Consider the following 24,244-nt stretch of genomic DNA (forward strand, 5'->3'; position numbering starts at 1 on the left):
TGGGAGGACGAAGGTGCCAAGAGAACGTCTGAGTGTTGTCGTTACGCGACGGTTGCCCGAGGCAGTTGAAACCAGACTGTGCGAATTGTTCGATGTGCAGCTGCGAGACGATGACACCCCCATGACACGGGAAGAACTGGTTGCTGCCGTGCAAAGCGCGGATGTGCTTGTGCCGACAGTAACCGATACGATTGACGGCGGATTGTTGGGGCAGGCCGGTGAAAAGCTGCGCCTGATCGCCAATTACGGGGCTGGTGTCGACAATATTGACGTTGCCACGGCGCGGCAGCGGGGCATTCTGGTGTCGAACACGCCCGGAGTTCTGACTGATGATACCGCCGATATGACGATGGCCTTAATTCTCGCGGTTACGCGACGCTTTCCCGAAGGTGTCGGCGTGATGCAAAGGGGCGACTGGACCGGCTGGGCGCCGACGGCGCTGCTGGGGGGGCGGATCGGTGGTCGACGTCTTGGCATTTTGGGTATGGGGCGAATCGGCCAAGCTGTGGCCCGCCGTGCCCGCGCATTTGGGATGCAGGTTCATTACCACAACCGTCGTCGGCTGCGCCCTGAAATAGAGGAAGATCTGGAGGCGACCTATTGGGAAAGCCTCGATCAGATGGTGGCCCGGATGGATGTCGTTTCCATTCATTGCCCATCGACTCCGTCAACCTTCCACCTGATGAATGCGCGGCGGCTGAAACTGCTCAAGCCGTCAGCGGTCGTGATCAATACATCCCGGGGTGAGGTAATCGACGAAAACGCGCTGACGCGCCTGATCCGGTCGGGTGATATCGCGGGTGCTGGGTTGGACGTTTATGAACACGGCACCCAAGTGAACCCGCGTTTACGGCAATTGCCGAACGTTGTTCTGTTGCCCCACATGGGCTCGGCTACGCTGGAAGGCCGGATCGAGATGGGCGAAAAAGTTATCATCAATATCAAGACCTTCGAGGACGGGCATCGCCCGCCGGATCAGGTTGTGCCATCCATGTTGTGACGCATCCGCGCCGCAAGAACAGTTTTCAGGAGGACGCGATGAGACGAAATCTGATTTCGGGATTGTTTTTGGCGGCGCTGACCTTTGGAGGGGCGTCTGTTGCGCAGGAAACAGCTGATGCGGTGGCGCCTGAGGGTGCGTCGGACGGGCAGGTTCAAGGCCTGACCGAAGAGGTGATTGCTTCGCTTGAGGCCAAATTGGCTGGTCAGCCAGTCACGTCTGAGAACTGGATGGTTGCTGCGGCGAACCCGCTGGCTGTTGAGGCCGGGGCCAAAGTGCTGCGGGCCGGAGGCTCAGCCGCGGATGCGATGGTCGCGGTGCAGGTTGTTCTGGGGCTGGTCGAGCCGCAATCCTCGGGCCTTGGCGGTGGCGCGTTTCTGGTCTGGTATGACGCTGCGACCGGTAAGCTGACAACGCTGGACGGGCGCGAGACCGCCCCGCTGGAGGCGAACCACCGTCATTTCCATGATGAAAATGGCGAACCGCTGAATTTCTACGACGCCGTTGTCGGAGGGCTTTCCGTCGGCACGCCTGGTACGCCGGCTCTGCTGGAAGAGGCCCACAGGCGTTGGGGCCGCAGCCCGTGGCCGAGCTTGTTTCAGGACGGCATCGTGTTGGCCGATGAAGGATTCCTCGTCTCACCGCGTCTGGCCACGCTTGTCGAAGCAGATGCCGAACGGCTTTCACGTTTTCCGGTAACGGCTGAGTATTTCCTGCCCGGTGGCGAGCCCTTGCAGCAAGGTCAGCGGCTTATGAACCCGGACTATGCTGAAACGCTACGAATTCTGGCCCGTGAAGGATCGGCCGGGTTCTATGGTGGCGAGATCGCCGCCGGTATTGTGAGTACCGTGCGTAGCGCGCCAGGCAATCCCGGCGTTTTGTCCGGTGTCGATCTGGCTCTGTATCAGGTGATCGAACGCGAACCGGTCTGTGCGACCTACCGGACCTATGAGGTCTGCGGCATGGGGCCGCCATCTTCTGGCGCGCTGACAGTCGGGCAGATTCTGGGCATGTTGGATGGATTTGATCTGGCGGCGATGGGACCAGAGGATGCAAATGCCTGGCGTCTGATTGGCGATGCCTCGCGTTTGGCCTTTGCGGATCGCGGCCGTTACATGGCCGATCACGATTTTGTTCCGATGCCCACGCAGGGTTTGGTCGATCCTGACTACCTGTCGGAGCGTGGACAGTTGCTGGGTGGTGAGGGGGCACTGACCGAGGTCACGCCGGGTAACCCGGAATTCGACCATGCGTCGAATTGGGCGAATGATATCTCGCTAGAGCTGCCCTCGACCTCGCACATCTCGATTGTGGACCAATACGGCAACGTGCTGTCTATGACCACGACGATCGAAAACGGCTTCGGTTCGCGGCTGATGACCAACGGTTTCCTATTGAACAACGAACTGACGGATTTCTCGTTCAAAACTCACAGCGGTGGCGTTCCGATTGCCAACCGGTTGGAGCCGGGCAAGCGCCCGCGCTCGTCCATGAGCCCGACGATTGTGATGCAGGACGGAGCGCCGGTGTTGGCGATAGGCTCGCCCGGTGGGAGCCACATTATCGGTTATGTCGCCAAGTCGATCATCGCCTGGGCCGATTGGGATTTAGACGTGCAACAGGCGCTGTCGCTGCCGCATCTGGTCAATCGGTTCGGTACTTACGATGTGGAGCAGGGCACGGCGGCGGAAGGGTTCTCGGACCCGCTGATCGAGCTGGGGTTCGAGGTCAACGCGCGCGACCTGACCTCGGGCCTGCATGCGATTGAGATAGGCGACGTTCTGATCGGAGGCGCCGATCCGCGCCGCGAAGGCATCGCGCTGGGCGAGTAAGAGGTAAACCAGATGGTGCAGGCAGTTGCGTTACCGAGAAACGAGGCCGGTATTGAGACGGTTGTCGGTATCCTCAAGCAGAAATTCGGTGACCGTTTGCAAACTGGTCAGGCGGTTAGGGAACAGCATGGGCACACCACGACCTGGATAGACAATCAAGCTCCTGACGCGGTGGTTTTTCCCCATTCGACCGAGGAAGTTTCTGAGATCGTCCAAACCTGCGCCCAGCACAAAGTACCCGTGATCGCCTTTGGCACCGGCACCTCGCTGGAAGGCCACGTAAACGCCCCTGCGGGTGGGATTTCGGTAGATTTGACACAGATGGACAAGGTTCTGGCCGTGCATGCCGGTGATCTGGACTGTGTCGTGCAACCCGGCGTGACGCGCGAAGACCTGAACACGCATCTGCGTGATCAAGGCCTGTTTTTCCCCATCGACCCGGGTGCCAACGCCTCATTGGGCGGGATGGCTGCGACTCGGGCGTCTGGCACCAACGCGGTGCGCTATGGCACGATGAAGGACAATATCCTCAGTCTTGAAGCGGTGATGCCGGACGGTCAGATCATTCGCACCGGGCATAGGGCGCGGAAGTCCTCGGCCGGGTATGACCTGACTCGCCTCATGATTGGGGCGGAAGGCACGTTGGGCATCATCACCGAACTCACGCTGCGATTGCAGGGTATCCCCGAGGCGATCACCTCAGCCCGGTGTTCCTTTCCGACGGTTGATGCAGCCTGTCAGGCCGTGATGATGACGATCCAATATGGAGTGCCCGTAGCCAGGATCGAACTGTTGGACGAGTTGTCAGTGAAGGCCGCTAACGCGTATTCCGGCCTCACCTTGCCGGAAACGCCACTGTTGTTGCTGGAATTTCACGGCTCGGAAACCGGTGCTGTCGAGCAGGCCGAGACTTTTGGCCAGATTGCAGAAGAGTTCGGCGGTTCAGATTTCGCAGCGACTTCGACAACGGAAGAACGCAACAAACTGTGGCAAGCCCGCCATGATATGTATTGGGCCAGCCTTCAACTGCGCCCCGGAGCCCGAGGGATTTCCACAGATGTGTGCGTTCCGATCTCACGCTTGGCGGAATGTGTGACCGCGACGCAAGCTAAGACGAAAGAGCTTGGCCTGATGGCACCTATTGTCGGGCATGTCGGGGACGGGAATTTCCATACTCTGCTGCTGATCGACATGGACAATGCCGAGGAAGTCGCCCGCGCGGACGGATTTGTTGGGTGGTTGAACGATCTGGCGATTTCGATGGAAGGGACATGCACAGGTGAGCATGGTATCGGGCAAGGCAAGCGGCCCTATCTGGTCAAGGAGCTTGGCCCTGCGGTTTCCTATATGGGGGCGATCAAAAAGGCTCTGGATCCTGACAACATTATGAATCCCGGCAAGATTTTACCCGGCATGGAGCCCTAGAATCCCGCAAATTTTTACCGTGAATGTCACATGACTGCCCTAATTTCCGTTTATCTACCGTTAATCTGCGGGTGATTGATTTCGGAAATTTAGATGAACGCATTACGTATCTTTGGATTGGTGCTGATGGTGGTCTTGGTCATCACCGGCCTGGACTACTATCAGCAGGACAAAAAACACGAAGACACGTTGTCCGCTGGTGGGTATGTCGACACAATCAAAGCGCGTTTCGCGAACCAGCAGGAAGTGCGCGATGCCAAAGCCGCCGAGCGAGACCGCAAAAAGCGCTGGAAAGCCGGGGCAAAATCCTTTCTGCCTGCGACCGGCGAAGGATGGGCGCGGTATGAACTGGCAGCTAATGACAACGCTGCCGTCAAAGCGGTACTTGCAGGCTATGGCCCGACCCCTTTGATCAGTTCCATTGCGAGCCCGGCAGAACTGGCGCGATTGTCTAGCGGTGGCGAAGACGCGATGCTGCGCAAGCTGGGCGAAACGGGCATGGTCTACGCCAAGGGAGAGGAAATCGCCTGGATTGACATCAGCCTGAAACCGGAATCGGTGCGGAATACGTTGGCAGGCATTGCCCTGTCGCGGCAGCAGAGTTTCCTGGCCCAAGTGTCGTTCAAAGAAGGGTTTGCCGTGATCGACGGCGTTGCCTTCATGGAGGTTAATCAGGACACTCTGGACCCAACCGGAGATTTTCCATATCGCAAAATCATTGGCCGGATCGGAATCGATGAAGAAGTGGTGATCCGAATGCACACCAATGCAGACGATTCCACAATCCACGAGCTTTTGGAGGCGGTCGACTATGCGGCGCTCAACGCGTTGCTGACTTTTCCGTCTCCTGTCGTAGGGCAGGGAAATTCGATCGCGTTCAACCAGCAGCCGGCAGTCGCCGACAAGATGAACCGTCTGTACTCTGAGATGGTGGCGGTTCAGGAAAAGACGACCAGCGATAAACTCAGCAATTTGGACGTCACGGCGGTGATTGTGAATATGGTGACATCCGCGGGGTTAAACAGCGAAGGATTGATGGACATCACCGGCGGCGAGGTTTTCGAAAATCAGGACGTCTTGCAGATCGGCTATGGTCGGGCGCTGCAACTGTTGCTGGATTCGGCTCAACGACAGGCAGCTTTGCAGGAGGCCGAGGACGTTGAAGATACAAGCCAAGCCGAGAGTTCTGGATTTTTCGCCAACCTGAAGGACAAACTGCCTGCTTTTGGCGGTCTCTCTGCCATAGGCGTTGGGTCAAAAGACGCAGGCGGCGGCAAGTCTGCGAAGCCGGTGCGCGTATACAAGGGCGGCTTGGGGGCTTCGTGCGCCAAGATTGGCAGCGGTAAGCGGTGCTCTGCCTCTGGGCAATAGGCCAAAAACACGGATTCCGCTGTCTGTATGCGACGTCTGGTCGTTTTTCTCATATCACTGGTCGGATGAATGTCGCGCCGGGCGCTTCAAATGCGCCATATGGTGTCAACTGAATTCAAGGGGAGACGCCCGGTTATGAAAACCCAAGTCAAAGCACTGGTCGTTGGCGGCGGCGCCGTCGGGACCTCGATTGCCTATCACCTGGCCAAAGCAGGCTGGGACGATGTGATGTTGATCGAACGGGACGAACTGACGTCCGGATCCACCTGGCACGCAGCGGGTCTGCTGCCGTTGTTCAACATGTCCTATGCGACGACTCACATCCACAAGTACTCGGTCGATTTCTACAAGACGCTTGAGGAAGAGACCGGTCTGAACGCGGGTTTTGCCGTGGTTGGCAACCTGCGTATGGCGCAAACGCAAGAGCGTATGGATGAGTACATGCTCTACGCGTCCACAGCCGAAACCTGTGACGTTGCGTATGAATGGCTGACGCCTGAGCAGATCAAGGAACGCTGGCCGCTGATCGAAACCTCGGACTTGAAGGGCGCGATCTACCACACCGAGGACGGCTATATTAACCCCGCCGACGTGACTCAGGCGATGGCCAAGGGCGCCCGTCAGCGTGGCGTCGATATCGTCCGCAAGATGCAGGCCGACGCCTTCCACTGGAACGGCACCCACTGGGAAGTCACCTGCACCAAGATGGTGGAAAAGGGCGGTAACCTTGTAGAAAGCGATGAGCAGGTTGTGATCACCGCCGAGCATGTCGTGACTGCATCCGGCAACCACGCGCAGCGCACCGCCAAGATGCTGGGTATCAAGATGCCCGCCATTCCTGTCGAGCACACATTCATCGTCATGGACAAAGACCCCGAGCTGGTCAAATGGCGTGAGGCCGGCAACCCTGAACACCCTGTTGTGCGTGACGCCGACAACGAATCCTATGCGCGTGAAGAACGTGGCGGCTGGATTCTGGGTATCTACGAACATGGCGCACCCGCGCGGTTCGAACATGGCGTGCCGGACAGCTTCCGCGCGGACCTGTTCCCGTTGGATCTGGACCGGATTGCAGATCAGTACATGGCGATGGCTGAACGCGTACCGTCCTGCGCTGAATCCGGTCTGAAAGACGATTTCAACGGTCCAATCTGCTACACCCCCGATGGCAACCCGCTGGTTGGTCCGGCTCCGGGTCTGCGCAACATGTGGCTGGCCGAGGGTTTCAGCTTCGGTATCACCGCCGCAGGCGGCACCGGCTACTACCTCGCGCAGATGATGGTTGATGGCGAAGCCGAGATCGACATGGCCTCGTTGGACCCCAAACGCTACTCGTCGAACTGGATGACCACCGAGTTCGCAGCCCGCAAGAACGAAGAGTGCTATGAGCACGTCTACATCCTGCACCACCCTGACGAAGAGCGCGCAGCTTGCCGTCCGCTGCGGACTGTTCCGGCGTACGATCGCCAGAAGGCGCGTGGCGCACAGTTCGGCTGGGTGAACGGTTGGGAGCGCCCGAACTACTTTGGCCCGGTTGATGCGCCCGAAAACTTCGACGAGGAAAGCCGTTCCTTCCGTCGTGGTAATTGGTGGCAGTACGCCGTCGAAGAAGCCAAAGCGATCCGCGAAGGCGTTGGCCTGATCGACGCGTCGGCCTTCACCAAGCATGTCGTCAAAGGCCCCGGTGCGACTCAGTTCCTGGATTGGTTTACGTGCAACAAGCTGCCCAAAGTCGGTCGTATCAACCTGACCTACGCGCTGACGTCGCACGGCACCACCCGCACCGAATACACCATCGTCCGCAATGGCGAGAACAACTACTACATCGTCTCGGCCGGTGCCTGGACCGAGTATGACGCCGACTATCTGCGTAAGGCGGCCGAGGACAAGATGGAGGAGTTCGGCTATATCGAGATCCAGGACGTGACCACCCAGTGGGGCGTTTTCGCCATCGCCGGTCCCAAGTCGCGTGACGTCCTGAAAGAGGTCATCAAGGACGCCGATCCGGAAACCGCACTGTCCAACAAGCGCTTCCCGTGGCTGTCGGCCCGTCAGATTGAACTGGGCATGTGCCCCGTGAACGCGATCCGTGTGGCCTATACTGGTGAGCTGGGCTGGGAACTGCACCACCCGATCGAGATGCAGAACTACCTGTTCGACCTGCTGGAAAAAGCCGGTGAGAAGCATGGTATGAAACTGGTTGGTGCGCGCGCTCAGAACTGGCTGCGTCAGGAAAAATCCTATCGCGCCTTCGGCACCGAACTGGGCCGCGATGCGACCCCGCTGGAAGCCGACCTGCCGCGCTTTGTCGACCTGTCGAAAGACTTCTACGGCAAGGCCAAGCTGGAAGAGACCGGTGTGCGCGTGAAATGCTGCACCCTGCTGATCGACGGACCGGACGATGCCGATCCGTGGGGCCGCGAGGCGCTGTACACGCCGGAAGGTGAGCGCGTCGGTCGTCTGACCTCGGGCGGCTACTCGGTGGCCTTCGAAAAATCCATCGGCATGGGTTACGTGAAGCCCGAGCTGGCGGTCGAAGGCACCAAGCTGCAAGTCAAAATTCAGGACAAGCTGTGGGATGCGGTTGTCACCTGCGACAGCCCCTACGATCCGAAGAATGAAGTCATCCGCAAGGACGGCTAATTTGAAAAGGCCCCAGCGAAAGCCGGGGCCTTTTTCTTTCCTTCATCAGAAATATTGCGCCAGACATGGCTTGTAGAAGTACCCTAGTTGTACAGCTTCAGACGGTCGAGCAAGTCTTCCGTGGCATTTACCAACGGGCGACAACTTAGCGAAACCACTTGAGTGAAATGCCCGCTGACATAGGTCTGGACATAGTGGCCAGACCACCCGGTGCTGCAGGACCTTTTGATGTTCAACTGGTCGTTACCTTTGTAGTTCACCGAATACTTGCCAAGGGAGAATTCGCTGAATGTTGAGCGGTATTCAGCCTTATGGGTAATCTTGGATATCCCCTTAAAGCTACTTTCGGGAAATGGTTCCTCGATCAGAACATTCGCTCGGTTCGGTTCCCCGAGGTAGATCGTCAGGCCGCTTGTTGGGTCAAGCGTGTAATCAACAATCAGGGTAGTTCCAGGCGTAAAACCCTTAGGGACTTTGACCTTTGGCTTCGTCACTTTGTTATTCGTGGGGACAAATCGGTTGGCCAGAACGCCGCAATGAAATCGGCCCCTGATCGGATCTTCCTGGGCCATCGACTGTGCGGGTAACAAGGTTAACAGTATAGCTAATATGGCTTTCATCGCGGCTACACCCCTTTGGATAGCCTAGCAAAAACGCGCGAAAAAGTCACGATTGAACACTAGATTGGCGCCCGCGAAGCTTACAGCCGCGCCGCTTTGACTATGGCAAACAATTGAAATCAGAGCTCTAATCTGAATGCAAAAAAGGGTCGAGAAGATTAAAATCTAACCCGACCCATTAAAACTCAGTTCGTTTGGGGGACGTCAGGTTTGCAATTCGTCAAAACACTCCAACGCTTTTGCAGCATACATCATCGACGGGCCGCCGCCCATCTGAACGGCCATTGCCAACACATCGGAAAACTCCTCTCGCGTTGCGCCCGCTTTGACCAAGGCTTCGGTGTGCAAAGTGATGCATGGTTCACATCGGATCGCTATGGACATGCCCAGAGCAATGAACTCCTTGGTTTTGTAGTCCAGCGTTCCCCCTTGTTTGACCGCAGCGCTAAGTGCACCGAATGCTCGGGTAGCGTCGGGTATCGCACCGTTGAGGTTGCGCAGACCATTGCGCGTTTCTTTGATCTTGTTCTGCCAGCTCATGTCATCATTCCATTTAACATTAGATAAATGGAATATGTTGTGGCGCGTTAAGCAGGGCCTTGATCTTGATCAGGTGCCAGATTTTTCCGCGATAAAGGCCAGATTGTTTGCTGGCATCTCGACGATTTTGAGGACGCTCAGACTCTGAGCTGCCATCCAGTTGGAGATGTCTCTGTCATCCTTATAGCCGATCTCGGGGTCTTGCTGGACAAGCGCGTTATGGAACCTCTGGTCGCCGTCGCTTGTTAGCTGACCTAGTCGTTTGAATGGCCCGTAGAGGATAAACCGCCCTTGGGGGGCCAGCGCCCGTGCGGCTTCGGATATCAGCACCTGCGCCTCTGGCCAGCTGATCAGATGTACCAAGTTGATCAGCACGATCAGGTTCTGACCTGTGAACCCCTCGTGCCATCCTCGTACCGTGGCATCCAGCGTGACCGCGTCTGCGACGTTGGGCAGATCAGTTGTATAGGCGTCAATGCTGGCCCGCCGCTCCGCTTCTACCTCAGTCGGTTGCCAGTTCAGATCGGGCAGGGACCGGGCGAACGCGCTAACATGCTGGCCGGTGCCGCTGGCGATCTCCAGCGCCTTGCCCGTACTGGGTGCCCAGTGTTTCAGCAAGTCACACAGCGCGTCGGCATTACGTGTTGCCGCAGGCGCGACAAGTCGTCCGTCCTGACCTTGGCTGACCACACTGGCGTTGGAGGGAAGCGTTCGTTTGCTCATCAGCGCAACCTTTCCGGGCTGAGGGCAGCAATGGTTTCGGCATCCAGTTCGGAGGCCGTGCCGATTGTCAAATCCGCAACCAGTTGCGACGCCGCGGGAGAAGTCTGGAACCCGTATCCGCCCTGACCCGCTGACCAGACAAAAGAAGGATCGGCCGGATCGGGTCCAAGAACCAGCGTTCCGTCGGAGACAAAGCTGCGCAGCCCGGCCCAGTTTGTCTCGACCCGGGTGACGGGTTCGGTGACCATCTCTTCGTATCGGGCCAAACCTTCGGCCAACACCATATCGTCGGCATAGGCGTCCTGCGGCGGGACCGGATCGGCCTCGGACGGCGATACCAGAAGCTTGCCCGCATCCGGCTTAGCATACCACGCCTCTCCCACGCCAAACAGCATCGGCCAGTCGCTTACATCATGCCCGCCCGGCGCAGGCAGGCGCGCCATTGACCTGCGTTTCGGTGTGATGCCGATCGGAGCGATCCCGGCCAGTGAGGCGATCTCATCTACCCAGGCTCCGGCAGCATTGATCAGAGTGTGGGCTTCAAAAGTCTGTCCGGCGTCGACGGTCCAGTACTTGCCCTTGTGGATGGCAGAGACATTGGCTTTGGTCACGATCTTGCCGCCATTTTTGCGAATAACCCGGGCAAAATCCTGTAGCAACCTGTCCGTGTCGATGTCGAACGCAGAGTTGCTAAGGGCTGCATGGGCAACTTTATCCGGGTTCAAGATCGGCACCCGGACCAGTGCCTCATCCCTAGATATGATCTGCATGTTTAACTCGGCGGCGTCCTTTTCAAAGGCAGCGCGTTGGTCCTTGTGACCGACCAGCAAAATACCGCGTGGTGTTAAATACCCACCATTCGCGCTATGCAGATACGTTGCGCTCGCCCTGTTCAGTGCCACCACAGAGGGCGGACCATAGTTTTCCTCGAACAGGGCAGCCGATCGGCCCGACGTGTGATAGCCAAGGGCATCTTCCGCCTCAAGTAAGGTCACGTGCCCGTGGTGTGACAGGCGTGCTCCGGCGCTTAGGCCTGCGATGCCTCCGCCTATGATAAGAAAATCAATCATGTAGCCTCATTCGATCGGGCGCCCGGGCCGCGAATGCCGGCCAGGCGAAAGTGCCGGAACTCTGTCGGCAACTTTAAGCAGGCTTGAATTTACGCATCAACCCATCCAAAGAGGAACAAGCATAAACAGGAGGGCAGGGTGAGCACCGCAGATTTACACCCGATGGCCACAGGGCATATTCCGTCCTACGTGACCCAAGCGGACGGCAGTGATTTTCTTTTGACGTTCATGTTTGTTTTTACCGTTGTGGTGATCATTCTGATCGGGGTCGGATATTTCACCCTGCATTCGATCCCCGAAAAAATCGCACATGAATCCAACCATCCTCAGTTCCAGCTGGTCGGCATTCTGGCCCTTTTGGCGCTGTTTACCCACAATGGGTTGTTCTGGGTTGCTGCCATTCTGGTGGCTGGGTTCCAGTTCCCCGACGTGGCCGCGCCGCTGAGGGCTATTGCTGACGCGATCCGATCTTTGGGCAACCCCCGACCGGACGAACCCACTCCAACGCCACCCACCGAACCTACCGCGCAACAGGAGCAGTAAGACATGCTTGAGACATTGATGTGCGCTCTGGTGACAGTGCTGCCTGACTATCTGTTCCGCCGTTATGTGCAGGGTAAGCGGATCGGGCATGAGATCACGCTGTTTACTATGTGGTATGAACTGCGCTGGGGCCTGACAACCTGTGCCATTCTGGCGCTGACCGTGATCACCACGCTGTTCTACTTCCATCCGGCCAGCAAGACGGCAGCCTCATATTTTCGCACCGTGACCATCCTGCCTCAACTGGGCGGGCGCGTGTCCGAGGTCTATGTCACCAACAACCAGCAGGTTGCTGCCGGGCAGCCGATCTTCCGGATCGAAGATTTCACCCAAACCGCCATGGTCGAAGCGGCCCATGCCGAGATCGCACAGGTTCAGGCCTCGCTGAAAGTGGCCGAGACCGATTTGGCAGAAGCTGAGGCTGGAATCGCCGGTGCGCGAGCCGCGCTGGATCAGTCTCTGGAAGACCTGGAGCGCAACACCACACTGCGCGACGAAGGGTCCAGCGCTGTGCGGCTGGCCGAGATCGACCGGTTGGAAAATCTGGTCGCTGAACGCGAGGCTCAATTGCGGGCCGCTGAGTCCCAACGCGCAGCCGTCATACAACAGATCGAGGAACTGATCCCCGCCCAACTGGCCAGCGCCAATGCGCAACTGGACGCCGCTCTGACCGAGTTGGACAAGACAGTGATCAACGCCGGCGTCACCGGTCGGATTGAACAGTTTGGCCTCCAGGTTGGCGACTATGTCAGCCCTCTGCTGCGCCCGGCGGGTATTCTGGTGCCCTCATCTTCGGGCCACAATCGGTTCCAGGCCGCGTTCAACCAGATGTCGGCGCAGGTCATCAAGCCCGGCATGATCGGAGAGTTGGGCTGCATGACCAAGCCCTTCACAGTGATCCCGATGGTTGTGGTCGAGGTGCAGGACGTGATCCCATCTGGCCAAATTCGCCCCTCGGACGAGTTGCGGGATGTGCAGGCCAATAATGTGCCGGGCTCGATCTTGGTCTATATGGAGCCGCTGTACAAAAACATGGCGGATGACATTCCGCCGGGCAGCAACTGTCTGGCCAATGTCTATACCGACAATCATGAGCGGCTTGAGCATGAGGATCTGGGATTTTGGCAGTCTGCGGCCCTGCATGTGATCGACACGATTGGTGTTGTCCACGCGGCCGGCCTGCGCCTGCGATTGATCCTGATGCCGGTGAATACACTGGTTCTGACCGGCCACTAAATGGGGCTTCGGCCGTGCTTCAGCCAGAGGCGCGGCCAGATGGTCTAGCCTCAGCTAGCGAGGCGAAAGAATAAGCCAGAACGCAGGCTGCGAAACCCGCGACGAAGCAAAAGACCAGAGGGTAGGAGTTGGTTATCGCAAAGACTGAACTTCCAAGCGCCATGCCGACCGTGCCGCCCAACAGTTGAAACGTCATGGATATCCCGCTTGCCTGACCGTGCAGATCTTGTGATACGGAGGACATAATGGCGCGCCGGGGCGGAACGAACAGAAACGGCACGCAGCATCCCCACAGGATGTAACCCGTATAAATCAGCGCCGTGACGTCCTGATGCATTCCCAGCGCAATCAACAGGATGGCGACTGTCCCCAGTGCTGTGCCCGTCAGCGATGGACCGCGTGTTCCGAACTTGTCGGCGACCTTGCCCGCCATCGGCGCCACGAAGATTTGCGGGAATGCGATAGGCAATAGTGCGGCTCCGGCGGCCAGCGGGGAAAAGCCAAGCTTGGTTTGAAAGTAGGACGCCCCGAATACAAATAAAGCGATCTTGCCGAACTGCGCAGTAAACAGGATCATGTTTGCCGCCGCAAAGCCGGGGTTGGCAAACAGAGTCACCGCGATCAAGGGCGTTGGGATGCGTCGCTCAATCCGGACAAATAGCGTGAGCGCCGCAAGGCCTGCGATTAACGCCGCAAGCACTTCGGGTTGGACCCAACCTCGGTCCGGACCTTCCATGATCCCAAAAACCAGCGCGGCCAAGCCGGGCACCAGCAGCACAAGCCCCTTCCAGTCGAACCCACGCTCCGAAAGGTGTGGCGGGTCACGCCAAAAGGTCCAGGTAATCGCGGCGACAGCCAGCACGACTGGCGGGTTGACCCAAAAAATCCAGCGCCAGGACAGAAATTCGGTCAGCACTCCTCCGACCAGCGGTCCCAATGACAAAAAAACCGTACCGATCCCGCCATAGAGACCTAAGGCAAGGCCGCGTTCCTTTTCGTCAAAGGATTGGATCAGTATCACCATCGACAAGGGAAAGATCAGGGCAGCGCCGATGCCTTGAACCGCGCGGGCGGTCAGCAGTGCGAAACCGTCCTCTGCAAATCCTCCAAGCGCCGAGGACAGACCAAAGATCAGCAGGCCCGCACTCAGAAGTATTCGGACGCCCAGAATGTCACCCAGACGCCCTGCCGCCCCGGCGAAACAAGCCAGCACAAGCAGGTAGATATTCACTACCCAATGCGCATCCAGCCGCGAGAGATGCAGTTCATCCCGGATGGTAGGCAACGCAACGCTGACCACCGTTTCATCCAGCAGAATGACCCCAAGGATCGCCCCCATCGCGCCAAGGATCCACCAGCGACTGCGGTCTTGTGCCTTGGTCTGCATTTTATTGTTCCGATCCGTGGACAGCTGATCCTATCAGGGCCCGCCTGGCTTTGTTCGTCAAGGCTGAGGGTGTGCCCCCGCGCAACTAAAAAGGGCCAGCCAAACGGCCAGCCCTTCAGTGCCTATGCAGATAGGTTTATTGCGGAATTTCGCCTTCCAGCCCTTCGACATAGAAGTTCATGCCCGCCAGCGTGCCGTCATCGGCGGTCTCGCCCTCAGCCAACCAGTCGCTGCCGTCTTGCTTTTTCAGCGGACCGGTGAAGGGGTGATACTCACCTGCGGCCATAGCGGCCTTAAGCGCCAGTGCTTCTTCTTTCACATCGGCCGGAACGGAGTCAGAAATCTCACCGATCTCAACCATGCCCTCGGCGATTCCGTCCCAAGTGTTCACGGTTGCCCACGAGCCGTCCATGACGGCCTGAGTGCGCGCGATGTAGTAGGGCGCCCAGTTGTCGATGATCGACGATACGCGCGGGTGCGGTGCGTACTCGCTCATGTCCGATGCCTGACCAAAGGTGATCACGTTGCCCGCCTCTTGCGCGGCTGCTTGCGGCGCGGTCGAGTCGGTGTGCTGCAGGATCACGTCGGCGCCCTGTTCGATCAGGACGGTGGCGGCGTCAGCTTCTTTCGCCGGATCGAACCAAGTGTAGGCCCAGACGATCTTGAACTCGACATCCGGGTTCACTTTTTTGGCGTGGACGTAAGCCGAGTTGATGCCGCGGATCACTTCGGGGATCGGGTACGAACCGATATAGCCGATGATGTCAGACTCGGTCATCTTGCCCGCGATGTGGCCCTGAACGGCACGACCTTCGTAAAAACGGGCCGAATAGACCGAGACGTTGTCAGCGGTCTTGTAGCCGGTCGCGTGCTCGAACTTCACGTTCGGGAATTTCTTGGCCACGTTGATGGTCGGGTCCATGTAACCGAACGAAGTGGTGAAGATCAGGTCAGCGCCTTCCAGCGCCATCTGGGTCATCACCCGCTCGGCGTCTGGGCCTTCGGGAACGGACTCAACGAAGACGGTTTCGACCTTGTCGCCAAAATGCTCTTCAACCGCCAGACGGCCCTTGTTGTGCTCATAGGTCCAGCCGCCGTCGCCCACAGGGCCGACATAGACGAAACCGACTTTGGTCTTGTCTTCGGCCATGGCCCCCGAGGCCAGACCCAGTGCCATGGCGGCACTTGCCAAAAGTGTAGTGAATTTCATGTGTTACTCCCCAAGTTGGTTCAGTTGGCCTCGTCTAGTGCGAGGCATGGAAGGTCCGGCCCAGTGAGGCAGGTGCGCTGCTCTTGTCGGCCGAAAGGATCACAAGCACAAGGATCGTGATGATATAGGGCGACATTGCCAGATACTCGACAGGAATGGCAACGCCCGCCGCCTGCAAATTAAGCTGCAACACGGTGATACCGCCGAACAAATAGGCACCCAGCAAGGCACGCCATGGCTTCCAGCTGGCGAACACCACCAGAGCCAGAGCGATCCAGCCGACACCGGCGGTCATGCCCTCGGTCCACTGCGGCACGCGGATCAGGCTGATATAAGCTCCGCCTAGGCCGGCACACGCACCGCCAAACAGGATTGCCATGATGCGGATCTTGATGACTTTGTAGCCAAGGGCGTGCGCCGCATCGTGGTTTTCACCTACCGCACGCAGGATCAGACCAACACGGGTGTATTTCAGCGTGGCCCAGACCGCTGCCGTCAAAGCGATGCCGACATAGAGGATAGGATCATGCTGGAACAGGATCGGACCGATGACCGGGATATCGCTGATCACTGGGATGTGGATGTCACCCATGCTGGGTGGTTTGATCCCTACATAGCTTTGGCCCAGAAGGGCGCTGAAGCCTAAACCAAACAGGGTTAGGGCAAGGCCACTGGCGACTTGGTTGGCCAACGCAAACTGTGTCAGCAGCACAAACAGCAGGGACAGAACTGCACCACCAATGGCCGCTGCGACAAAGCCCAGCCAGGGTGAGCCTGTTTCGACCGAGATCGCGAATCCGCTGATCGCGCCGACGATCATCATGCCTTCAACACCAAGGTTCAAAACACCTGCCTTTTCGACGACCAGTTCACCGATCGCGGCCAGAAGCAGGGGCGTTGCAGCCACCATAAGCGAGGCGAGCAACAATACGGGGTTAATTTCACCTAGGTCCATGGGTCACGCCACCTCGCTACGGGCCGCTCGGATGCGGTAGTTTGTCAGAAGATCGAAAGCCAGCAGGAAGAACAGCAACATTCCCTGAAATACCTGAATGGCTGCGGCAGGCAGGCCGAGTTGAGACTGAGCGATTTCACCGCCGATGTAGGTCAGCGCCATCAGGCCACCGGCCAGCAGGATACCCACTGGATGCAGGCGCCCCAAGAAGGCCACGATGATCGCGGTAAAGCCGTAACCCACGTTAAAGTCGATGCTGACCACGCCCGAAGGGCCGGAGACTTCGAACATCCCGGCCAGACCGGCCAATGCACCGGACAGGCCCAGACAGAACAGGATCAGCCGCGCCGGGTTCACACCAGCAAATTTCGCTGCACGTGGCGCTTCGCCGGTCAGTCGGATGTGGAAGCCCAGCATGTGCCGATTTAGCAGCACATAAGCAAAGATCACAGCAATCAGCGCCGTCACCACACCCCAGTGCATCCCCGATCCTGCGATCAGCTCGGCATTATGCGCGCTTTCATAGGACTGCAGGTTGCGCGAGCCGGGAAAGCCGAACCCTTCGGGGTTCTTCAACAGGCCCAGCGAAACCGAGGCCAGCATTTGCTCGGCCACGTAGACCAGCATCAGCGACACAAGGATTTCGTTGGTGCCGAAGCGCACCTTCAGAAAGGCAGGGATCATGGCCCAGAGCCAACCGCCGAATGCTCCAGCGATGACCATGATCGGAAAGATGTACCATGCATCCAGAGGATAGAAGGCCAGACCGGCACCCGCACCGAAAATGGCCCCCATAATGTACTGCCCTTCGGCACCGATGTTCCAGATGCCAGCGCGAAAACCCAGGGACAGACCGATTGCGATCAGCACCAACGGCGCGCCCTTCACCAGCAGTTGCGGGCGGTAATAGAAGGCGAACTCACCGAACAGGGGCTCCCAGAAGATGGTGCCGATAGCTTCAACCGGGTTTTTGCCCAAAATGGCGAACAAGATGCCGCCAAATACCATCGTAGCCACAACTGCGACCAAAGGGGTCGCATAAGACCACGCCTTGGACGGCTGCGGCCGTTTCTCCAACACAATCATCTGCTCATCCCCCCAAGGTCTTCATCTTTTTGTAAACACTTTCGCCGAAGGCGACGCGACGGATTACACATGCGCCACCTCCATGCCATGGGCGCCGCCCATCATCAGACCGATCTCGTCAACCGTCAGGCCAATGGTTGGGCGCGGCGCACTTAGCCGCCCTTCGTTCAGGGCCGCAAAACTGTCCGAGATTTCCATCAACTCGTCCAAGTCCTGGCTGATGCAGACGACCGCAGTTCCCTTGGCCGCAAGATCCAGAATAGCCTGCCGGATCGAGGCCGCCGCAGCCGCATCGACGCCCCATGTGGGCTGGTTGACCACCAGAACATCCGGATTCTGCAGCACCTCGCGTCCAATCACGAATTTCTGCAGGTTGCCACCCGACAGCGACCGTGCAGCATTCTCAGGCCCTGGTGTGCGGACGTCGAATGCGCTGATGATCTTCTCGGCAAAGTTTTTGGTTTCCGACCATTTTAGAAAGCCGTTGTTTTCCAACCCTTCGCGGACCGAACCGGTCAGCAACGCGTTTTCGGTCAGGCTCATATCGGGGGCCGCAGCATGGCCCAACCGTTCCTCGGGCGCGGTCAGCACGCCAAGCTTGCGGCGCGCTGTCGGGCCGAGTTTGCCAATCGCTTGGCCGTTGAACTTGATCGCGTCCGCAGCCGTCGGAATTTCGCCTGACAAAACGCCCAGCAATTCGTCCTGACCATTCCCTGCCACGCCTCCGATGCCCAGAACCTCGCCCTTGCGGACGGCCATGTGGACGTTCTTTAAGGCAGTCCCGAATTCCGATGGCGACGGTACCGACAGACCACTGACATCTAGAGCGACCTCACCGAACTCACGGCCCGAACGTTCTGGCGTTTGCAGGGTCGAGCCCACCATCATCTCAGCCATGTCCCGTGCCGAGGTCTCGGCGGGCACGCATTCGCCAACATTCTTGCCCAGGCGCAGGATCGTAGCATGGTCGCAGAGGGTTCGGATTTCTTCCAGTTTGTGCGAGATATACAGGATCGAGGTGCCCTCGGACCGTAATTTATTCAGCGTTTCAAATAGGATATCGACTTCTTGCGGTGTCAGAACCGAGGTCGGCTCGTCCATGATCAACAGCTTGGGGTCCTGCAACAGGCATCTAATGATCTCGACCCGTTGGCGCTCACCGGCAGACAGATCACCGACTGTTCGAAAAGGATCCAGCGGCAGGCCGTAGGTCTCGGACACTTCCCGAATGCGCGAGGCCAAATCACCCATCGGGGGCGGGTTCTCCATCCCCAAAGCGATGTTCTCGGCCACGTTCAGCGCGTCGAACAGCGAGAAGTGTTGGAAAACCATTGCGATCCCATCAGCCCGCGCGGCGCGCGGTTCGGGTGGTGCAAAGGACTGGCCGCGCAGCAACATCGTGCCGCTGTCGGGTTTCACCAGCCCGTAAATCATTTTCACCAGCGTGGATTTCCCCGCGCCGTTTTCGCCCAGCAGGGCGTGAACTTCGCCTTCGCCAATGTCAAAGGACACCTGATCATTGGCCACGACGCCGGGATAGGCTTTGGTCAGCCCTTGCAAGCTTAGTAGTGGAGTGGTCACGCGCTCAGGTCCTTCTTCAAGTCGTTCTGCCGGGCCGGGCGCAAGAGATGCGCGGCGACGCCAACGGCGATCATCTGCGGGTGTTTGCCCAGCGACGGATCGCCGATTGGACAGGTGATCCGGCTAATCCGTTCGGGAGAATACCCAAAGGCCGCCAGCCGCGACCGGAATCGCGCCCATTTCGTAGCCGAGCCGATCAGGCCAGCAAAGCGGAAATCGTGCGAAAGCAGCCGGTTGCACAGTTCTAAATCCAGATTGTGTGAATAAGTAAGCACAAGATGCTCGGCATCGGGTGGAGCATGGCGTACCAGTTCGGCCGGCTTGGCGGTTGGAACTGTTGTCACGCCGGCTGGAACCGAATTCGGAAACCGTGCAGGACCAGTATCGACCCAGGTGATTGCAAAATCGGGCAGCGGAGAGAGAACATCCACCAATGCGCGACCAACATGGCCCGCGCCCCAGATCCACAAGTTGCGGGTAGGTTTATGCACCGGCTCTACCATCCAGCCGTCGACCAGTTGCGGTTCGGGCGCGATGCCCTGACCACGCGCGGCTGCCAGCAGGCGTTTGACTGACAGGGGCATATCTTCGCCGGCAGTCGGACGTGCGATGAGGGTATCGTCCAGCGCGTCGATGGCTTTTTGGTCATAGACCTCGCTAAATAGCGAGACCGCGCCGCCGCAGCACTGCCCCATGTCAGGTCCAAGAGCGTGATGTGTCAGGCGGGATGGCATGGTCTGAGATCGCGCGGCCTCAGCCGCCTGATATTCCAGCGTGCCGCCTCCAATTGTGCCGCTTTGCCCGTCCTTCCAAACCATCATCGCCGCGCCGACCTCGCGCGGGGACGACCCCTTGATCGCAGCGATGACCACCCGGGTGACTTTACCGTGGGTTTTGACCGCCTCCCTCAAAGCCTCTCGATCAAATCCCATCAGGTTCCTCCCTTTACCCTTTGGATGCCGTTCCAGATTTCCTCGGCTGTGGCGGGTGCATCCAGCGCCGGATAGCTGTCGCCACAGGCCGCCACGGCATTAGACAGGGCGAGCCATGCCGAGATGCCCAGCATGAAGGGCGGCTCGCCCACCGCTTTCGAGCGATAGATCGTGTCCTCTCGGTTCTCGCCGTCCCAGAGCGCGACGTTGAAGATGTCGGGCCGGTCCGAACACGCGGGAATCTTGTAGGTCGAGGGCGCGTGTGTAAGCAGATTACCTTTGCCGTCCCAAACCAATTCTTCGGTCGTCAGCCAGCCTGCGCCTTGCACGTAACCACCTTCGACTTGCCCGATATCCAGCGCCGGGTTCAGCGAGGCACCTGCATCGTGCAGGATATCTGTGCGCAGGATACGGTTCTCGCCGGTCAGGGTATCTACGGCGACTTCGGTGATCGATACGCCATAGGCGAAATAGAAGAAAGGACGGCCCCGGCCTTTGATCCGATCCCATTCGATCTTGGGAGTCTTATAGAACCCTGTGGCCGACAGGCTGATCCGGCCCTGATAGGCCAGCGCGGCGGCCTCGGCGAATGTGTATCGTTCTTCTCCGACCGAGACATGGCCATCCGAGAAAGTGACGGACGACGGGTCGGCCTGGTGCCGTTCGGCCAAATAGTCGGCCATCCGGTCGCGGATCGTGTCGCAAGCGGCTTTCACCGCCATGCCGTTCAGATCACTGCCAGAGGACGCCGCAGTGGCCGATGTATTCGGCACCTTGGCCGTATCGGTCGCGGTGATCTTCACCATCTCCAGCGGGATACCAAAGCGAGAGGCCGCAACCTGCGCAACCTTCTGGAACAGACCCTGGCCCATCTCGGTGCCACCGTGGTTCAGGTGGACCGAGCCGTCCTGATACACATGCACCAGCGCACCCGCCTGATTGAGGTGGGTCAGCGTGAAGGAAATGCCGAACTTGACCGGAGAGAAGGCGATGCCTTTCTTGACCACTTTGTTCTCGGCATTCCATATTTTGATCGCCGCCTTGCGCGCGGCATAATCGCTCGATTTCAGGAGTGCTTCGGTCATGCCGTGCAGTTCGAAATCGCTGACCTCCATGCCGTAAGGGGTGGTATTGCCACCTGCGGGCAAGGGGCGCACAGGGGCGTTGCCGGTCTCAACCGCGCCCCGGCTGGTGAGGTCTTCATGCGGATCAGGGTGGCCCAGCGGCTTCTCTGCCGGTTCAGCCTCGGCAACTTTATGCGCGGGTTCATAGTAATTGCGGCGGCGCAGCTCGACTGGGTCCAATCCCAGTTCGTAGGCTGCATGGTCCATCACACGTTCGATACCGACCATACCCTGCGGGCCGCCAAAACCGCGATAGGCAGTGGCGGATTGGGTATTGGTCTTAAGCCGGTGGCTTTCTATCCGTGCGTTTGGCAGCAGATAGGCATTGTCCGAATGCAGCATTGCGCGGTCCGCCACAGGCAGGGACAGGTCCTGCGCCCAACCGCAGATCGCGTACTGGTGGAACGAGACGCCCTGAATGTGGCCGTTTTCGTCGAAACCGGCCTTGTATGAAATGCGGAATGCATGGCGCTTGCCGGTGATGATCATGTCATCGTCGCGGTCATAGCGCATCTTGCAGGCCTTGCCGGTTGCACGCGCAGCGATGGCGCAGCTGACTGCCAGAGCGTTACCTTGGCTTTCCTTACCGCCAAAGCCGCCGCCCATCCGGCGGGTTTCGACCCGTACGGCGTGCATGGGAACGCCCAAAGCATCCGCCACCTTGTGCTGAATTTCAGTTGGGTGCTGAGTCGAGCTGTGCACTAACATGTCCGCACCTTCGTTCGGCACAGCCAGTGCGGCCTGACCTTCCAGATAGAAATGCTCCTGCCCGCCAAGCTCGAACGTACCTTCGATAACATGGGCCGAACTCTTGATCGCAGCGTCCGCGTCGCCCTTGGCATAGATGCGGGGGCCGTCCTCGAACCGGCTGTCAGCGGCGAGCGCCTCTTCGACCGTCAGGATCGGAGTCTCTTCGACGTAGTCGATCTTGCCCAGACGCACTGCTTTGCGTGCGGCCAGATGACTGGTGGCGACAACCAAAAACACGGGCTGGCCGATATAGTGAACCGTGCCGTCGGACAGCAGTGGCTCGTCATGGATCGAGGGCGAGACATCGTTAGCAAAGGGCAGGTCGTCCGCGGTCATTACCATGACGACGCCTTCGGCGGCCTTCACAGCCGACAAGTCCATCTCGTTGATCTTGCCTTTGGCAATCGGGCTCAGGCCGAAGGCCAGATGCAACGTGCCTTTTGGCGTCGGGATGTCGTCGACATAGCGGGCAGTGCCTGACACATGCAGGGGTGCTGCGTCGTGGGGTAGGGGTTTGGTCACGCTCATGCTGACACCTCCAGCACGTTGGTGACCTCGCCCTGATCCTCAAAGAAGTAGCGTTCCAGCATCGCTTTGGCCGTCTCCAACCGGTACGTGGCCGAGGCGCGCATGTCCGTCATTGGGGTGAAGTCGTCTGCAAAAGCTGGCAGTGCTGCATCAACGGTCTCGCGTGTCCATGGTTTGCCGTTCAGAGCGGCCTCAACGTTTGAAGCCCGTTTCGGGATACCTGCCATGCCGCCAAAGGCGATGCGTGCCTGAGAAACGGTGCCATTCGAGATCGTGATGTTGAAACATCCGCAGACGGCCGAGATATCCTGATCGAAGCGTTTGCTGAGCTTGTATGCCTTTAGCCGGTCTGCCTGACGCGGGAAACTGACGGCCTCGACGAATTCGCCGGGTGCGCGGTCTTGCTTGCCGTAGTCGATGAAGAAATCTTCAAGCGGGATAGACCGCCGCGCGTCGCCTTTGCGCAAGTGCAAGGTCGCGTCCAACGCGATTAGCGCGGGCGGATTGTCTCCGATGGGCGAGCCGTTGGCGATGTTGCCGCCGACCGTGGCCGCATGGCGCACCTGAACGCTGGCATAGCGGCGGATCATTTCTGCGTATGAGGGATGGAGGTCGGTTAGCGCTTCTCCCATGCGGTTCATATCAACCATGGCACCGAAACGGAGTTCGTCATCGGTGATCGTGATCTCTTTCAAGTCGTCGCAACGGTTTAGGAAAATCACCGGGTCGAGGTCGCGCAGCTGCTTTGTAACCCATAGACCTACATCGGTTGCTCCTGCGATCAGAGTAGCTTTGGGGTACTTCGCGTACAATTTGGCCAGTTCGTCGGAAGAGTCGGGCAACATCGGCGAGGCCTGTGCGGCGATCGGCTTGTCTTTCACCCAAGCAGGCACAGGCTGTTCTTCGGCGGCTTTTGCCGCACGGATAATCGGTGCGTAGCCGGTACAACGACATAGGTTGCCCGCAAGCTGGGTGTCATGGTCCCTGGCACCATTGGCATGACTGGCCACCATCGACATCACAAAACCGGGGGTGCAGAAACCGCATTGCGAACCGTGCAGGTCAACCATGGCTTGTTGCACAGGATGCGCTTCGCCATTCGGGCCACTTGCCCCTTCGACGGTGCGGACGGCCTTGCCATGCAATTGCGGCAGGAACAAGATGCAGGAGTTCAGGGCTTTGGCCCCGCCGTCATCGGTCACCATAACGGTACAGGCCCCGCAATCGCCCTCGTTACAGCCTTCTTTGGTGCCGGACAGTCCACGATCTTCGCGCAGCCAGTCCAGTAGGGTCGCTGTCGGATCCACACCCTCCAGCTCTACTGTCTCTCCGTTCAGAAGAAACGTGATGTTCATTCGAGAAACCCGTCGCCTTACCTAGTTGCGCCCCTGTGGCCCTCCTTCGATGCGACGTAGAAAGAGTGGCGGGCGAATAGCTTGCCTTCAGATGTTAGAAACTGGGCGGGTTCTCTGGCAAGAAAAACTGCCTACATGATGTATCATTACATCCGAATGGCGCGAAAACACCGGTTCATAATAGCGCTCAGACAATTGAAATTAAACAGTTTTCTTCTGGCGCTTGGCCGTCGACCCCGAAGCACCTTCTGGAAAAACCGAATAATCAAAGCTGATTTTTTAAGCATCCAAAAGCGTCGGTTCCCGCTTTTGCCGCGCTGCTGGCTGAGATAG

General features: G+C 58.6%; 19 protein-coding genes. 7 read left to right on the top strand and 12 right to left on the bottom strand.

From position 1 onward, the window contains the following. The first annotated feature begins 13 nt into the window (after positions 1-13). The 5 genes from ABLN94_RS03140 (at position 14) to ABLN94_RS03160 (ending at position 8,271) form a co-directional block, all read left to right on the top strand. The gene (locus ABLN94_RS03140; RefSeq protein WP_170495681.1) at positions 14-1,000 is read left to right on the top strand and encodes a 2-hydroxyacid dehydrogenase; all 987 of its coding nucleotides are present in this window, start codon (positions 14-16) and stop codon (positions 998-1,000) included. Positions 1,001-1,038: 38 nt separating this feature from the next. Next, positions 1,039-2,832 (top strand): gamma-glutamyltransferase, encoded by a 1,794-nt coding sequence (gene ggt, locus ABLN94_RS03145; protein WP_352989051.1) that lies wholly within the window; start codon positions 1,039-1,041, stop codon positions 2,830-2,832. A 12-nt stretch (positions 2,833-2,844) separates the two neighbouring features. Next, on the top strand, positions 2,845-4,257 hold the full coding sequence (locus ABLN94_RS03150; RefSeq protein WP_352989054.1) for an FAD-binding oxidoreductase: 1,413 nt from the start codon (positions 2,845-2,847) through the stop codon (positions 4,255-4,257). A gap of 93 nt (positions 4,258-4,350) precedes the next feature. Next, a complete protein-coding gene (locus ABLN94_RS03155; protein WP_352989057.1) occupies positions 4,351-5,628 on the top strand; it encodes a hypothetical protein in 1,278 nt (425 codons plus the stop codon). 135 nt (positions 5,629-5,763) lie between these two features. Next, a complete protein-coding gene (locus ABLN94_RS03160; RefSeq protein ID WP_352989059.1) occupies positions 5,764-8,271 on the top strand; it encodes a GcvT family protein in 2,508 nt (835 codons plus the stop codon). A gap of 83 nt (positions 8,272-8,354) precedes the next feature. On the opposite strand, the gene ABLN94_RS03165 is transcribed toward ABLN94_RS03160, so the two are convergent. The 4 genes from ABLN94_RS03165 to ABLN94_RS03180 form a co-directional block, all read right to left on the bottom strand. Next, positions 8,355-8,891 carry a hypothetical protein gene (locus tag ABLN94_RS03165; protein WP_352989062.1) on the bottom strand — a complete coding sequence of 179 codons (537 nt, stop codon included), beginning with the start codon at positions 8,889-8,891 and terminating at the stop codon, positions 8,355-8,357. Between the two features lie 204 nt (positions 8,892-9,095). After that, entirely contained in the window at positions 9,096-9,431 is a 336-nt protein-coding gene (locus ABLN94_RS03170; protein WP_352989063.1) for a carboxymuconolactone decarboxylase family protein, read from the bottom strand. A gap of 69 nt (positions 9,432-9,500) precedes the next feature. Next, positions 9,501-10,154 carry a DUF938 domain-containing protein gene (locus tag ABLN94_RS03175; protein WP_352989065.1) on the bottom strand — a complete coding sequence of 218 codons (654 nt, stop codon included), beginning with the start codon at positions 10,152-10,154 and terminating at the stop codon, positions 9,501-9,503. Beyond that, the gene (locus tag ABLN94_RS03180) at positions 10,154-11,224 is read right to left on the bottom strand and encodes an NAD(P)/FAD-dependent oxidoreductase (protein WP_352989067.1); all 1,071 of its coding nucleotides are present in this window, start codon (positions 11,222-11,224) and stop codon (positions 10,154-10,156) included. The genes ABLN94_RS03175 and ABLN94_RS03180 overlap by 1 nt, the downstream gene beginning before the upstream one ends. Before the next feature lie 138 nt (positions 11,225-11,362). On the opposite strand from ABLN94_RS03180, the gene ABLN94_RS03185 reads away from it, so the two are divergent. Further along, on the top strand, positions 11,363-11,767 hold the full coding sequence (locus ABLN94_RS03185) for a hypothetical protein (protein ID WP_417750499.1): 405 nt from the start codon (positions 11,363-11,365) through the stop codon (positions 11,765-11,767). 3 nt (positions 11,768-11,770) lie between these two features. Next, positions 11,771-13,003, top strand: a complete 1,233-nt coding sequence (locus tag ABLN94_RS03190; RefSeq protein ID WP_352989069.1) for an HlyD family secretion protein — start codon at positions 11,771-11,773, stop codon at positions 13,001-13,003. A gap of 19 nt (positions 13,004-13,022) precedes the next feature. Here the strand turns inward: ABLN94_RS03190 and ABLN94_RS03195 are convergent, their stop codons facing one another. The 8 genes from ABLN94_RS03195 to xdhA form a co-directional block, all read right to left on the bottom strand. Beyond that, positions 13,023-14,390, bottom strand: a complete 1,368-nt coding sequence (locus ABLN94_RS03195; protein ID WP_352989070.1) for an MFS transporter — start codon at positions 14,388-14,390, stop codon at positions 13,023-13,025. A 136-nt stretch (positions 14,391-14,526) separates the two neighbouring features. Then, on the bottom strand, positions 14,527-15,600 hold the full coding sequence (locus ABLN94_RS03200) for a BMP family ABC transporter substrate-binding protein (RefSeq protein ID WP_352989072.1): 1,074 nt from the start codon (positions 15,598-15,600) through the stop codon (positions 14,527-14,529). A 34-nt stretch (positions 15,601-15,634) separates the two neighbouring features. Further along, positions 15,635-16,555, bottom strand: a complete 921-nt coding sequence (locus ABLN94_RS03205; RefSeq protein WP_170495719.1) for an ABC transporter permease — start codon at positions 16,553-16,555, stop codon at positions 15,635-15,637. Positions 16,556-16,558: 3 nt separating this feature from the next. Then, positions 16,559-17,641, bottom strand: a complete 1,083-nt coding sequence (locus ABLN94_RS03210; protein WP_352989076.1) for an ABC transporter permease — start codon at positions 17,639-17,641, stop codon at positions 16,559-16,561. A 63-nt stretch (positions 17,642-17,704) separates the two neighbouring features. After that, entirely contained in the window at positions 17,705-19,222 is a 1,518-nt protein-coding gene (locus ABLN94_RS03215) for an ABC transporter ATP-binding protein (RefSeq protein ID WP_352989079.1), read from the bottom strand. Then, positions 19,219-20,154 (bottom strand): xanthine dehydrogenase accessory protein XdhC, encoded by a 936-nt coding sequence (gene xdhC / locus ABLN94_RS03220; RefSeq protein WP_352989082.1) that lies wholly within the window; start codon positions 20,152-20,154, stop codon positions 19,219-19,221. Before xdhC ends, ABLN94_RS03215 begins: the two co-directional genes overlap by 4 nt. Next, positions 20,154-22,556, bottom strand: coding sequence for a xanthine dehydrogenase molybdopterin binding subunit (gene xdhB, locus ABLN94_RS03225; protein WP_352989085.1), 2,403 nt, complete (start codon positions 22,554-22,556; stop codon positions 20,154-20,156). Before xdhB ends, xdhC begins: the two co-directional genes overlap by 1 nt. Then, positions 22,553-23,911 (bottom strand): xanthine dehydrogenase small subunit, encoded by a 1,359-nt coding sequence (gene xdhA / locus ABLN94_RS03230; RefSeq protein ID WP_352989087.1) that lies wholly within the window; start codon positions 23,909-23,911, stop codon positions 22,553-22,555. The genes xdhB and xdhA overlap by 4 nt, the downstream gene beginning before the upstream one ends. Positions 23,912-24,244: the final 333 nt, after the last annotated feature.

The sequence above is a fragment of the Ruegeria sp. SCP11 genome (genome assembly GCF_040329455.1).
Lineage (GTDB): Bacteria > Pseudomonadota > Alphaproteobacteria > Rhodobacterales > Rhodobacteraceae > Ruegeria > Ruegeria atlantica_E.

Excerpts from the sequence above, each read along its gene's own strand:
- ABLN94_RS03195 (WP_352989070.1), bottom strand. The coding sequence starts at position 14,390 with ATGCAGACCAAGGCACAAGACCGCAGTCGCTGGTGGATCCTTGGCGCG.
- ABLN94_RS03175 (WP_352989065.1), bottom strand. The coding sequence starts at position 10,154 with ATGAGCAAACGAACGCTTCCCTCCAACGCCAGTGTGGTCAGCCAAGGT.
- xdhB (WP_352989085.1), bottom strand. The coding sequence starts at position 22,556 with ATGAGCGTGACCAAACCCCTACCCCACGACGCAGCACCCCTGCATGTG.
- ABLN94_RS03200 (WP_352989072.1), bottom strand. The coding sequence starts at position 15,600 with ATGAAATTCACTACACTTTTGGCAAGTGCCGCCATGGCACTGGGTCTG.
- ABLN94_RS03180 (WP_352989067.1), bottom strand. The coding sequence starts at position 11,224 with ATGATTGATTTTCTTATCATAGGCGGAGGCATCGCAGGCCTAAGCGCC.
- ABLN94_RS03155 (WP_352989057.1), top strand. The coding sequence starts at position 4,351 with ATGAACGCATTACGTATCTTTGGATTGGTGCTGATGGTGGTCTTGGTC.
- ABLN94_RS03150 (WP_352989054.1), top strand. The coding sequence starts at position 2,845 with ATGGTGCAGGCAGTTGCGTTACCGAGAAACGAGGCCGGTATTGAGACG.
- xdhA (WP_352989087.1), bottom strand. The coding sequence starts at position 23,911 with ATGAACATCACGTTTCTTCTGAACGGAGAGACAGTAGAGCTGGAGGGT.
- ABLN94_RS03205 (WP_170495719.1), bottom strand. The coding sequence starts at position 16,555 with ATGGACCTAGGTGAAATTAACCCCGTATTGTTGCTCGCCTCGCTTATG.
- ABLN94_RS03210 (WP_352989076.1), bottom strand. The coding sequence starts at position 17,641 with ATGATTGTGTTGGAGAAACGGCCGCAGCCGTCCAAGGCGTGGTCTTAT.
- ABLN94_RS03165 (WP_352989062.1), bottom strand. The coding sequence starts at position 8,891 with ATGAAAGCCATATTAGCTATACTGTTAACCTTGTTACCCGCACAGTCG.
- ABLN94_RS03190 (WP_352989069.1), top strand. The coding sequence starts at position 11,771 with ATGCTTGAGACATTGATGTGCGCTCTGGTGACAGTGCTGCCTGACTAT.
- ABLN94_RS03160 (WP_352989059.1), top strand. The coding sequence starts at position 5,764 with ATGAAAACCCAAGTCAAAGCACTGGTCGTTGGCGGCGGCGCCGTCGGG.
- ggt (WP_352989051.1), top strand. The coding sequence starts at position 1,039 with ATGAGACGAAATCTGATTTCGGGATTGTTTTTGGCGGCGCTGACCTTT.
- xdhC (WP_352989082.1), bottom strand. The coding sequence starts at position 20,154 with ATGGGATTTGATCGAGAGGCTTTGAGGGAGGCGGTCAAAACCCACGGT.
- ABLN94_RS03170 (WP_352989063.1), bottom strand. The coding sequence starts at position 9,431 with ATGAGCTGGCAGAACAAGATCAAAGAAACGCGCAATGGTCTGCGCAAC.